This window comes from Streptococcus mitis (assembly GCF_002005545.1).
Lineage (GTDB): Bacteria > Bacillota > Bacilli > Lactobacillales > Streptococcaceae > Streptococcus > Streptococcus mitis_I.
In genome coordinates this window covers 1,501,830-1,514,372 of the sequence record NZ_LBMT01000001.1, presented here as the reverse complement: position 1 = coordinate 1,514,372, position 12,543 = coordinate 1,501,830, and the positions used below count along the sequence as shown (strand labels likewise).

The window sequence follows — 12,543 nt, the reverse complement described above, 5'->3', positions numbered from 1 at the left end:
TGTTTAGAGAGGAGAACTGATGTCTCAAGTAAAAGGTTTGTGTGTTATGGATGTTGATGGAACCTTAATCCTAGAAGAAGTGATTGATTTGTTGGGAAGAGAGGTAGGTCGTGAGGAGGAAATTTCGCAGATTACAAGTCGGGCAATGCGAGGAGAGCTAGATTTTGAAACGAGTTTACGAGACAGAGTGTCCTTCTTGGAAGGCCTTCCTATTTCGGTCTTTGATAAAGTTTTCAACACTATTCATCTAACGCCAAATGCCCAAGAATTCATTTCCATTCTCCAAAAGAACGGCATCCTAGTTGGTCTGGTGTCCGGTGGATTTACACCAATAGTTGACAGATTAGCAAAATCACTTGGCATTGCCCATTTCTCTGCCAACCAACTTGAAGTTAAAGACGGTCATCTAACAGGAAAATTAGTTGGACAAATTATTAGTCCCGAGGTTAAAAAAGAGATTCTGGAACAATGGAGAGAGGAACTAAAACTTTCTAAAGAAAGAACAGTCGCAATCGGTGATGGAGCTAATGACTTATTAATGTTGAAGTCAGCAGGACTGGGAATCGCCTTTTGTGCCAAAGAAGTGCTCAAAAAAGAAATACCGAATCATATTGATAAGAGAGATTTTTTAGAAGTTCTTCCTTTGATTGACTTTTTAGAATGAGGGAAAATATGAAGATTGTAATTGCGCCAGATTCGTTTAAAGAAAGCTTAAGCGCACAGAAAGTTGCTGAAGCTATTAAAAGAGGGTTCCAAGAATCGCTAGCAGATGTAGACTGTCTCCTCTGCCCTGTTGGTGATGGGGGAGAAGGTACTGTAGATGCTATTCGACATTCTCTTGAACTAGAAGAAAAATGGATTCAAGTGACAGGACCTTTTGGCCAAAAAGAAGCCATGCGCTATTTTCAAAAAGAACAACTAGCCCTCTTTGAAGTTGCTGATTTAGTTGGCCTTGGGAAAATTCCGCTAGAGAAACGAAATCCACTTCAAATCCAAACTCGTGGTATCGGAGAGTTGATTCGCCATCTCATTGCTCAAGGGATTAAAGATATCTATATCGGCGTTGGTGGCACGTCCAGTAATGATGGAGGTATTGGGATTGCTGCTGGTTTAGGCTATCAATTTTATGATAGGTATGGAAATGTTTTGCTCGCTTGCGGTCAATCCTTATTAAATTTAGCTTCTGTTTCAATAGAAAAACGCTATGAAATTCCTGAAGGTGTTCAAATTCATATTTTAGCAGATGTCGTGAGTCCCTTATGTGGTCCTCAAGGTGCGACTTACACTTTTGGCAAGCAAAAAGGCCTACAACCTACTATGTTTGCAGTCGTAGATCAGGCAATCCAAGATTTTTATGAAAAAGCCTCACCTGTAACATTGGAAATTAAAGGAGCAGGAGCTGGTGGAGGCATTGCTGCTAGTTTGTGTGCTTTTGCTCAAGCAAGAATCGTATCTGGGATTGATACCTGTTTAGATTTAATTGATTTTGATAAGAAAGTTTTAGATGCTGACTTGGTTATCGTTGGCGAAGGTAGACTGGACAGTCAAAGCTTTGCTGGGAAAGCGCCGATAGGCGTAGCAAAAAGAACCCCTGTCGGAGTTCCTGTCATTGCTATTTGTGGTAGTCTAGCTGAAGATTTACCTTCCCTACCATTTGAAAATATCCAAGCTGCCTTTTCTATTTTGGAGAAAAGTGAACCTTTAGAAGATAGTTTGAAAAATGCCAGCCTCTATCTGGAGCGCACGGCTGCCAATATTGGGCGTTTATTAAGTATGCGCAATATTTAGCCAAACCATTTTTTCCATAAGGATGTTTTGGATGGTTCTTTCTTTTTAACTTCCCAAAGTTTTGCAAAAGCAAGTCGAAGGTCCTTTTCTTCTACTTGGACTGGTGCATTGCTATGGATAATCAAGCCAAAAGGAGAAGAAGTATGCTCTTCAGATACAATGGTAGCTTGACTATCAGTTTCTTTTGCTTCTTTTAAGTAGAAAACTTGTTTGTCAAATTCGATAGTTGGTGAAATCTTCACAAATAGTGGCTCTGCTTTTTCCTGAAGATTTTCTAAAATAGATAAAAAACCTTTTTCTAACTGAGGGCTATTTGCTGTGTCAATATCTGCATATCCAAGAACTCTTTCCTCAAAGGTACCAAGATAGCGTCTTTGCTCATCCGGATTTAATTTTGGCCCACCATGAGCTTTTTCAAGTAATTGTTTTGATAAATCTGTCATGAAAACAGTATATCATAAAAGCTAGAATAAAACAGACAAAAGAAAGCGATTACTTTATAAAGTTAAGGAAAATTTGCACAAAGATAACGTTTTTTCTTGAAAAAGGAGGGGTTTTAGGGTATTATAGAGGTGTAAAAAATTTAACTCATAAGGAGAGTAAAAAATGTCAATTATTACTGATGTTTACGCTCGCGAAGTCCTAGACTCACGCGGTAACCCAACACTTGAAGTAGAAGTTTACACTGAATCAGGTGCTTTCGGACGTGGTATGGTTCCATCAGGAGCTTCTACTGGTGAACACGAAGCAGTTGAACTTCGCGACGGTGACAAATCTCGTTACGGTGGTCTTGGTACACAAAAAGCTGTTGACAACGTAAACAACATCATTGCTGAAGCAATCATCGGCTACGATGTACGTGACCAACAAGCTATCGACCGTGCTATGATCGCTCTTGACGGTACTCCTAACAAAGGTAAATTGGGTGCAAACGCAATCCTTGGTGTGTCTATCGCTGTAGCTCGTGCTGCTGCTGACTACCTTGAAATCCCACTTTACAGCTACCTTGGTGGATTCAACACTAAAGTTCTTCCAACTCCAATGATGAACATCATCAACGGTGGTTCTCACTCTGACGCTCCAATCGCTTTCCAAGAATTCATGATCGTACCTGCTGGTGCGCCATCATTCAAAGAAGCTCTTCGTTGGGGTGCTGAAATCTTCCATGCTCTTAAGAAAATCCTTAAATCTCGTGGTTTGGAAACAGCCGTAGGTGACGAAGGTGGATTTGCTCCTCGTTTTGAAGGAACTGAAGACGGAGTTGAAACTATCCTTGCTGCTATCGAAGCTGCTGGATATGTTCCTGGTAAAGACGTATTTATCGGATTTGACTGTGCTTCATCAGAATTCTACGATAAAGAACGTAAAGTTTACGACTACACTAAATTCGAAGGTGAAGGAGCAGCTGTACGTACTGCTGCAGAACAAATCGACTACCTTGAAGAATTGGTAAACAAATACCCAATCATCACTATCGAAGATGGTATGGATGAAAATGACTGGGACGGTTGGAAAGCTCTTACTGAACGTCTTGGTGGTAAAGTTCAATTGGTTGGTGACGACTTCTTCGTAACAAACACTTCTTACCTTGAAAAAGGTATTGCAGAAGGTGCTGCTAACTCAATCCTTATCAAAGTTAACCAAATCGGTACTCTTACTGAAACATTCGACGCTATCGAAATGGCGAAAGAAGCTGGTTACACTGCCGTTGTATCACACCGTTCAGGTGAAACTGAAGATTCAACAATCGCTGACATCGCAGTTGCAACTAACGCAGGACAAATCAAGACTGGTTCACTTTCACGTACAGACCGTATCGCTAAATACAACCAATTGCTTCGTATCGAAGACCAACTTGGTGAAGTAGCTGAATACCGTGGATTGAAATCATTCTACAACCTTAAAAAATAAAATAGTTCAGTGAACTATTTTATCCCGAACCTTGAAATTCAAAAGTTCGGCCGTTGATTTAACAACGTTTCTAGCCCCTCGGATTTTATCCGAAGGGCTATTTTTGTATTTAGGAGGCAAAAAAGGGGCAAAACTTTTTAAAAAATCTTTTTCATAACTTTATCCAGTACATTGATTGCTTCATCTTTCATGTTCTTTGTGACGTGGGTATAGATGGAATTAGTAACATCAGAATCAGAATGTCCAACCCTGTCCGTGATTGTTTTTAAAGGAATTTTATTTTCTGATAAAATATTGGCCATCACAGGGAGCATGCTTTTATAGGTGTTCAATTTGATTTATTTTTGTGGAATCCTCTTATTTTGAGATGAATACCAATTATAAGTGATTTGCATATCCAGGATATTACAAAGAAAGGCAAGCTAGTGCCCACATAAATTTTATTTCATATTTTTTAAAGCTGTTTACTCTGTTAGCAATTGTATTTGATATGATCAAATAAGATTAATAGTTTATTGAATCCCTTTCTTGTAAATTACATAATTTATTTTATGTAATTTACAAGCTATCCAGAGCATTCTTTTGTTCATCATTTACGATATGGGTATAGAGGTCAGTGACTTGTGTACTGGCATGTCCTAGCTGATGGCTGACCAAAACTTGCGATTTAGTAGCATCATAGAGCCTAGTTGCTAGGGTATGGCGCAGTTTGTGGGGGGTTACACGAACTTTGAAGTCTTCAGAGTATTTAGCAACCATTTTTTCAACGCTGGATGCGTCAATACGATTGGGAACACCTCTATAGAGAGTTAGAAAGAGTGCAATATCCGTCTTTTCAGTCTTATAGCGTTGATTTCGAATGGCTAGATAATTCTCTAGATAAGGCTTAGCAAAGGCAGCGACATTGACCGAGTCACGTTTGCCACCTTTTCGAGTGACATCAATAACCATCATCTTGAGATTGAGATCTCTTAGATCCAGATTAACAGCTTCAGATAAACGGACACCAGATGCCAAGAGAAGGGCGATAATAGCCAAATCACGTTCCTTATTTTTATTAAACGATGATAGAGCTCGATTTGAGAGCTGTTGTGGGTAATCTTGGTCTATATAAGTCAGAAACCCTTCTGTTTCATCACCTAGAAAGAGCTTTTGTTTGATATTTTCAGCTCTGGCAGCAAGTGTCTCTTTCTTTTTCTTGGTTGAAACTTTCTTCATTACATTTCGATAGAAATAAGGTTCTCCCTGATCGTTTTCAACTTCCTCGGTCAGATACTTGTAAAGACTAGAAAGTGCTGACAAGGTCCGATTGATAGTTGTCTGTGAAACACCTTGCTTGGTTGTATTAGCATTCAGTAAAGGACGTTCACGTAGGTAAAGGATAAAGGATTCCATGTCTTTCTTAGACATATTTTCCAAGACCGATAAAGGGATATCAGATATTTTATCGGCGTTTGAAATTCCAGACTCTAAAACCCAGCTGAAAAATCGATCGTATTCTTTGAGGTATTCGTATAAGGTTGTAAAACTGTAAGGAACAGCAAGCTTAGATTGGTAGTATTCCAAAACATACCAGGGCATGATTTGTTTTAGTTTGTCGATTCGTTCCAGTAAAATCTCACGTTTCATGTATTTTCTCCATAAATAAGTCTACAAGTAGTATAGCATAGACTTATATATTTTTCAAGAAAATTATAGTTTTTCGGAAAGATGATATAGCAGTTTTTTTAAAGTGATAAAAAGACTTAGACCTGCAAACAAAACAGATCTAAGTCTTTGGAGTTATTATTGTGAATCATTATCTAGTGCTTTTTCTAGTTTCCAAATACTAAACCAGAATGAAAAAGAACTCACCCACTAAACTTCTGTTAATACTACACAACTGAAGAGCTATATAAGAAGCTATGAGATACAAAATACATTGTATAATTGCTATTGTTTTCTTTTTCATGATTTTAATCTTACCGTACAGATTTTATGCAGTAAACTTCTTTCTAGCTTTATCATTTCTAACTTAATTATAGTCTTATAGTCTTATATTTGTATGTGAAATGTTTTATCAGTAAAAAAGAGGGGAAGTCCCCCTCTCAAGATTTTATTTGACTGCTTCTTTCAAAGCATCTACCTTGTCCAAGCGTTCCCATGGAAGGTCAATATCTGTACGTCCCATGTGTCCATAAGCCGCTGTTTGACGGTAGATTGGACGTTTAAGATCCAACATTTGAATAATTCCTGCAGGACGAAGGTCAAAGATTTGACGAGCCGCTTTTTCAAGCTTGCTTTCAGCTACACTTCCTGTACCAAAGGTATCGATACGAACAGAAACAGGTTGAGCAACACCGATAGCATAAGCCAATTGCACTTCTGCCTTCTTAGCCAGACCCGCTGCAACAATATTCTTTGCAATATAGCGAGCCGCATATGACGCAGAACGATCCACCTTAGTCGCATCTTTACCAGAGAAGGCACCGCCACCATGACGAGAGTAGCCACCATAGGTATCCACGATAATCTTACGACCAGTCAAGCCTGAGTCTCCTTGAGGTCCACCGATTACAAAGCGACCAGTTGGATTGATAAAGAATTTTGTTTGCTCATCCAAGTAAGAGGCTGGAATAATCTCTTTGATAACCTTATTAATGACATCATTGTGAATTTGCTCGTTGCTGACTTCTGGATCGTGCTGAGTTGAAATAACGACTGTGTCCACACGTACCGGACGGTCATTTTCATCGTACTCAACCGTAACCTGTGATTTGGCATCTGGGCGAAGATAACTGATTTCACCAGACTTACGAAGTTCTGCCAGACGACGAACCAATTTATGACTGAGTGAAATTGGCAATGGCATGAGCTCTTCTGTTTCATCCACTGCAAATCCAAACATGAGACCTTGGTCTCCAGCACCAATCAAGTCAAGTGGATCTTGGTCTGCATTCCCACGAACCTCCAAAGCTTCGTTAACACCTTGGGCAATATCGGGTGACTGCTCAACAAGTGACGGATGGACTCCCACTGTCTCTGCAGAAAATCCATACTCGGTATTGGTATAGCCAATCTCTGCAATGGTATCACGAACTACACGGTTAATATCCACATAGGCATTTGTAGAAATTTCACCAAAAACATGGACAGAACCAGTATATACAGCTGTCTCAGCAGCAACATGCGCCTCTGGATCCTTTGCTAAAATAGCATCCAAGATAGCATCTGAAATTTGGTCTGCAATCTTATCTGGATGCCCCTCAGATACAGACTCAGACGTGAATAATTTACGTTCTGACATAAAAATGTCCCCCCTTAAAAATAGTGTTATAGAGTTACAAAGTACTGATAGGTATTTTCATTTTCTAAGAGTTACTAGCTTCAGAAATAAAAACGACACTTTTTTATTTCTGAAGCTAGTAAGGCGCATAGGGTGACCGCGTTATAGCGGCAACCGTAGAATGACGAGCGACTACTTTGGAGCCGTCAGTCTTTGCAAATTACAAAGTACTGATAGGAAAACTCTTAGTGATAAATACCTACCATCTTATCGGGACTATATAACTTTACCATTATACCATTTTTAAGCGCAATTTGCAGTCTATATACTCAATAAAAATCAAAGAACAGCTTTTTGATTATAGATAAAACTGGCTAAATCAGTAACATATACCTAATACAAGATGACGCTAACTTGTTTTGAAGAATATTAATGTACTGTTTCAATTTCTACTAATCTATTTTTAATAGGTGTTTAACAACCTTAATATTATGCGTACTATTATTTTCAAACTATCGTGTCCTGAACAATAGTTTGAAAATGAAAAGGGACTTTATTCTTTTTGTAACCTTACTGTAATAATTATTCGATTAAAAAATGATAAAATAGGTATGTACAGTTAAGGAGAGAATAATGCCTGTAAGAAAATTACAATCCTATGAGGTAGACTATCAAGAAGAATTAAATCATCAGATTCCTCGCTATCAAGATTATACACCTGAAGCACAATCTAATGCCAATCTCAAGGAAATCCTATTTTTTGTTAATATTGCTGTTTTTTGTATCTGTATTGCTATCTTTAGTTTTATCTTTTTAGCATTAAAATTATCAACTGCTCTTGCATTTGTCGCAGCAATCGGATTTAGCTTACTTGTTTTAAAAGTCCAACGCTCTATTATCAAACGAAAATTTAGAAGATAAATCATACCCCACGTCTAATCAAGTTGATTTGTAAAAAATTAAGGAAAACAGAGGATTTAAGATGAATAACACATTTTTCATCTTAAATCCTCTGTTTTTTTGACCAGCTTGCCAAATATAATTATCTACTTAATTGAATAACGTGTAACCTTTTCTAATAAACATTCTCCCAACATCCTAAACTGTAAAATCAATTAGTCTCGTTCCTTTTACCATTTTATTCTCCAAAATATGCTATAATAATATCAAAAGATAAAGAAGGAAGTCTTATGATTAAACTACTAGCCTTGGATATGGACGGAACCCTCCTCAATGAAGCCAAGGAAATCCCACAAGCTCACATTACTGCTATTCACCAAGCTATTGAAAAAGGTGTCAAACTGGTTCTCTGTACGGGTCGCCCGCTTTTCGGTGTCCTCCCCTACTATCAAAAACTGGGACTTGACCTCCAGAATGAGTATGTGATTGTTAACAACGGTTGCTCAACTCACCAGACAAGTGATTGGAGTCTGGTTGATTGGCAAGAACTTAGTCCAGCAGACATCGAATACCTCTATGACCTAGCTGAAAAAAGTGATGTTCAGTTGACTCTTTTTGATGAGGAACATTATTTTGTCCTCGGTGGCAAGCCCAATCAAGTCATCCAAAATGATGCCGACCTAGTTTTTTCAGACCTGACTGAAATTTCCCTTGAGGAAGCGACTAGTGGCAAGTATCGCATGTTCCAAGGGATGTTTTTGGGGACAGAGAGCCAAACAGACGATTTTGAGAAGCGTTTTGCTGAGGAACTCTGCCAACGATTCAGTGGAGTTCGTTCGCAGCCTGTCATTTATGAAGCTATGCCACTTGGAACGACAAAGGCCACTGCTCTTTCTCGACTAGCAGAGATTTTGAAGATTGAGCCATCAGAAATTATGGCCATGGGCGATGCCAATAACGATATCGAAATGCTCCAGTTTGCAGGACTTGGCATTGCAATGGGAAATGCCAGCGATTATGTCAAATCTCTTGCGGATGCCGTTACAGCAAGCAACGAAGAAGACGGCGTTGCGAGTGCCATTGAGAAATATATTTTATAATTAAGAAACCCAGTTCGTGTCAACTGGGTTTTGATATTTAAGAATTCCTAAAACTTTAGAAACTCTTTAGAAATTCTTGAGCTTTCTTTGATTTCTATGCTTTATACTAAAATTATCAAAATAAATCAAAAGGAGAGAATCATGAAAACAGTACTCGACATTCATGGATTGTCCAAAAACTTTGACAAACAAGCTATTCTTCAGGATCTTCATCTAACGATAAGAGAGGGAGATATTTATGGACTTATCGGGAAGAACGGAGCTGGGAAAACCACCTTGATAAAAATCATTACGCAACTACTCTTTGCGGATAAAGGAACAGTTTCCCTCTTCTCTAGCCATTCGGAAAATGAATGGAGCAAGTCTCTATCTCGAGTAGGTTCAGTTATCGAATCACCTGTAGCTCATAATCACTTAACAGCCTATCAAAACCTGAAATATTACTGTATGATTCGCCATATTCCAAATGCTGATCAAGTCATTCGAGAAACCCTGGACTATGTAGGTTTGGCAGATACAGGTAAGAAAATCTTTCGTGATTTCTCGCTAGGAATGAAACAAAGACTTGGTATTGCCATTGCCCTCCTATCCAAACCAGATTTCCTAATCTTAGATGAACCTATCAACGGTCTCGACCCAATAGGTATCAAAGAGTTTCGACTCATGATTCAACGGCTCAATCAAGAAAAAGGGATAACCATTCTCATCTCTAGCCATATCTTGTCAGAACTCTATCTCCTAGCTAATCGCTTTGGTATTTTAGATCAAGGAAAGATTATCCGTGAAATCAGCAAAGCTGAATTTGAAACACTAAGTGAGGATTACATTGTTCTTAAGACAGCTGATCAAGAGAAAGCTTGTCAAGTATTGAAAGAACAAATCCAGCTCCAGTTCAAGGTTGTTAATCCAGAAAATGAAATCCATATCTTTGGTCAGGAACAAGATGTCAAACAGATTCTCAAAGAATTAACCTTGGCAGATGTTGACATTGACGAGATTTACTATGCCCGTCAAAACCTAGAAGAATACTTCACTCAATTGGTCCAATAGGAGAAAAATCATGATACATACCATTCAAGCAGACTTTTACCGTCTTTTCCGTTCCAAAGGTTTTTGGATTACAGAATTCATTCTCTTTATACTCATGTTAATGGGGGCTATTTTTGGGGCTACTGGCCATCTGATGGCAATCCAGACACAAGAGCCAGAAATTCCAACCCATGGCTGGGACGGTGTACAAGCCCTGATTAACGCATCTAGTCAAGGTTCAAACCTCGTTTTTCTCTGCATAGTTCTAGCCTGCCTCGTTCTTGGAGTTGATTTAATCGGCAAACTCTATAAAAATAATTTAACAGTGGGTGTTTCTCGTACCGAGTTTTTCCTTGCAAAAGCCTTTGTATTGACTTGTATTGCACTCTTGCAAGTTATCATCAGCCTTGTGATTGCCTTTATTCCAGCAACTATCTTAAATGGATTTGGCACTATGCCTGATGGCTTTATTGGCAATCTACTGATAACCATTTCCCTTCAATTCCTTTGCCTCCTTGCTTGGCTTTCCATTGTTTCCTTCATCCTCTATGTTAGTCATTCTTATCTTGCAGTATTTATTGGCTATTTGGTCAGCTCTATCTTACTTTCTATGCCAATGCTCATCTTCCCAAGTATCAAAATTTTGCCATATTTATCATTGCAGTTTTTCTATGCTATGACTGCTAATAGTGAATCCATTTTCTATACACTTATAGTTACCTTAGCTGTTATTGTAATCTTTAATCTAAGTGGACTGGCAGTTTTCAAAAAGAAAAGTTTATAAAAAATAACCTCCTCTAGCCTACAGAGGAGGTTTATTTCGTTAAAAGTAAATGAAAACCGACAACCACTGTCCATCTGTGCTTAGTTTCATCTCTGTACCGAGAAGATGGCATAATTCCTCAGTGATATAAAGGCCTAAACCAGAGGATTCTTCGGTGTCTGATAGATTTTCAGAATAAAAACGGTTGCTGAGATTTTCTATTCTTTTGATGGGCTGTTTGACAAGGTTTGCAATCTCTAAAACAAGCTGTTCCTTTTCCTTTCTCAAAGATAGACGCGCTTCTTCCTTGCCATGCTTGAGGACATTTCCAAGCAGATTTTGTAAAATTCGATCCAGCAAGTCTTCATCAGTCCTCATTTTTAAACCATCTTCAACCTTAAAATCAAGCGTGATATTTGCCGCCTGAAAAACATCATAGTAAGCAAGAGTCTTCTTGGTGATAAAAGCTGAAAGGTCCACTTCTTCCAGTTTCGGTTTGACAGCTCCTTCCATCAAACGACGGTATTCTAGGAGAGCCTCCAAACGTTTGGAAACTAAATCAAGATGCTGGGCTATTTTTTGTAAGGTTTCTGCTTTGTCTTCAGGAGACTTTATCAATTGTTGGGTGTAGCCTGAAGCGATAGTCAGAGGTGTCCGAATATCATGGGCAATATTGCTGATGGCCATATCCAGAGTCTGCTTTTCCCTCTTCATAACCAATCGAGATTGCTCTACTTCCTGAAATAGATTCTCAATCTGCTGGTAGAGATGTAAAAAATGTTTGGAAAAAATGCTGATTCCGACTCTTTTCATACTACCCGTAAGAATCTTGTCTTCAATCTGTTGACTCAAGTTTTTAAGTGCTAGATGGTAGCGAATCAATGCAATCGATAAAATAATTAAGAGTACCAGTAGGATAAAGATTATCATGTAGGTCATTGCTTGTCTCCTTTTAATCTTACCCCAACTCCCCAGATGGTTTCAATATATTCTTGATTTGGGTCAAGCTGGTTTAATTTTTTACGAAGATTACTCAAATGCGTATTGAGGGTATTATCTCCAGGTAGATAGCTCTCCTCCCAGACAAATTCATAAAGTTCTTCCTTGGTGAAAATTTTCTTAGGATGTTTAAGGAGAGTTTGGAGAATCAAGCATTCTTTTTTGGCAAGGCGAATCGCTTCCTGACTATTTTTGATTTCAAAACTTTCTGCATCAAACTGGATATTTTTCAAGTTTTGTGGCAGATTTTCAGTTTTTCCTATTTCCATAGGCTGTTTTTCTGCACTTTGTCGTAATTGAACAGTAACTCTAGCAAAGACTTCGTCCAAATCAAAAGGTTTGACTATGTAATCATTGGCACCGTCTAAAAGGTATTGACTGATTAGCTTCTTATCGCTCAAAGCCGTTAGCATAATGACTGGAATTTGACTTTGTTCCCTGATGGCTATTAAAACCTGATCCCCATTTTTCCCAGGAAGCATGATATCGAGCAAAACGAGGTCAATCCCACCTTGGTCAAAAAGCATGATTCCTTCTGTACCAGAAAAGGCTTGAATCACCTCATGTTCCTCAGTAAGAAGTGTTCGCAAAATCTCTTGAATGTCACTATTGTCTTCAATAACCAATATTCTAGCCATAAATACCAACCTTTCTGCAACTATTATAGCATGTTTTATTGATAAAGCTTAAACAGAAAAGCTTCTCGCATCAAAGCGCGAGAAAGCCTTAGAGGGTTAAAATGTAAAATCCACTTGCTAGATGACCTAGTATCCTTATAGTTGCTAGTG

At 38.5% G+C, this 12,543-nt stretch carries 12 protein-coding genes and 1 pseudogene; 7 read left to right on the top strand and 6 right to left on the bottom strand.

All coding sequences use genetic code 11. The features are described 5' to 3' along the window. The first annotated feature begins 19 nt into the window (after positions 1–19). Positions 20–664 carry a phosphoserine phosphatase SerB gene (gene serB, locus QS39_RS07675; protein WP_077805123.1) on the top strand — a complete coding sequence of 215 codons (645 nt, stop codon included), beginning with the start codon at positions 20–22 and terminating at the stop codon, positions 662–664. Positions 665–672: 8 nt separating this feature from the next. Next, a complete protein-coding gene (locus QS39_RS07670) occupies positions 673–1,788 on the top strand; it encodes a glycerate kinase (RefSeq protein WP_077805122.1) in 1,116 nt (371 codons plus the stop codon). On the opposite strand, the gene QS39_RS07665 is transcribed toward QS39_RS07670, so the two are convergent. Continuing rightward, a complete protein-coding gene (locus QS39_RS07665; protein ID WP_077805121.1) occupies positions 1,785–2,231 on the bottom strand; it encodes a DUF1694 domain-containing protein in 447 nt (148 codons plus the stop codon). The two genes, QS39_RS07670 and QS39_RS07665, sit on opposite strands and share 4 nt — an antisense overlap. Positions 2,232–2,394: 163 nt before the next feature. Here QS39_RS07665 and eno point away from each other — a divergent pair, with 163 nt between their 5' ends. After that, positions 2,395–3,699, top strand: a complete 1,305-nt coding sequence (gene eno / locus QS39_RS07660) for a surface-displayed alpha-enolase (RefSeq protein WP_000022821.1) — start codon at positions 2,395–2,397, stop codon at positions 3,697–3,699. Between the two features lie 137 nt (positions 3,700–3,836). Here the strand turns inward: eno and QS39_RS07655 are convergent. The 3 genes and pseudogenes from QS39_RS07655 to metK form a co-directional block, all read right to left on the bottom strand. Continuing rightward, positions 3,837–3,995 (bottom strand): annotated as a pseudogene (locus tag QS39_RS07655) (integrase); the annotation flags it as partial. A gap of 262 nt (positions 3,996–4,257) precedes the next feature. Next, positions 4,258–5,328, bottom strand: a complete 1,071-nt coding sequence (xerS, locus tag QS39_RS07650; protein WP_077805120.1) for a tyrosine recombinase XerS — start codon at positions 5,326–5,328, stop codon at positions 4,258–4,260. 466 nt (positions 5,329–5,794) lie between these two features. Beyond that, complete coding sequence (gene metK / locus QS39_RS07645; RefSeq protein WP_077805119.1) at positions 5,795–6,985, bottom strand: methionine adenosyltransferase; 1,191 nt, start codon at positions 6,983–6,985, stop codon at positions 5,795–5,797. Between the two features lie 612 nt (positions 6,986–7,597). Between metK and QS39_RS07635 the strand changes: the two genes are divergently transcribed. The 4 genes from QS39_RS07635 to QS39_RS07620 all read left to right on the top strand — a co-directional run bounded on the left by QS39_RS07635 (position 7,598) and on the right by QS39_RS07620 (position 10,777). Then, complete coding sequence (locus QS39_RS07635) at positions 7,598–7,885, top strand: DUF3270 domain-containing protein (RefSeq protein WP_077805118.1); 288 nt, start codon at positions 7,598–7,600, stop codon at positions 7,883–7,885. 269 nt (positions 7,886–8,154) lie between these two features. Continuing rightward, positions 8,155–8,964 carry a Cof-type HAD-IIB family hydrolase gene (locus QS39_RS07630; protein WP_077805117.1) on the top strand — a complete coding sequence of 270 codons (810 nt, stop codon included), beginning with the start codon at positions 8,155–8,157 and terminating at the stop codon, positions 8,962–8,964. Between the two features lie 141 nt (positions 8,965–9,105). Then, the gene (locus QS39_RS07625) at positions 9,106–10,014 is read left to right on the top strand and encodes an ABC transporter ATP-binding protein (protein ID WP_077805116.1); all 909 of its coding nucleotides are present in this window, start codon (positions 9,106–9,108) and stop codon (positions 10,012–10,014) included. Positions 10,015–10,024: 10 nt separating this feature from the next. Next, positions 10,025–10,777 (top strand): ABC transporter permease, encoded by a 753-nt coding sequence (locus QS39_RS07620; RefSeq protein ID WP_077805115.1) that lies wholly within the window; start codon positions 10,025–10,027, stop codon positions 10,775–10,777. Between the two features lie 39 nt (positions 10,778–10,816). Here QS39_RS07620 and QS39_RS07615 read toward each other — a convergent pair whose 3' ends face one another. Both QS39_RS07615 and QS39_RS07610 read right to left on the bottom strand, forming a co-directional pair. Beyond that, a complete protein-coding gene (locus tag QS39_RS07615; protein ID WP_077805114.1) occupies positions 10,817–11,695 on the bottom strand; it encodes a sensor histidine kinase in 879 nt (292 codons plus the stop codon). Continuing rightward, positions 11,692–12,393 (bottom strand): response regulator transcription factor, encoded by a 702-nt coding sequence (locus QS39_RS07610; RefSeq protein ID WP_077805113.1) that lies wholly within the window; start codon positions 12,391–12,393, stop codon positions 11,692–11,694. The genes QS39_RS07615 and QS39_RS07610 overlap by 4 nt, the downstream gene beginning before the upstream one ends. Positions 12,394–12,543 lie beyond the last annotated feature (150 nt).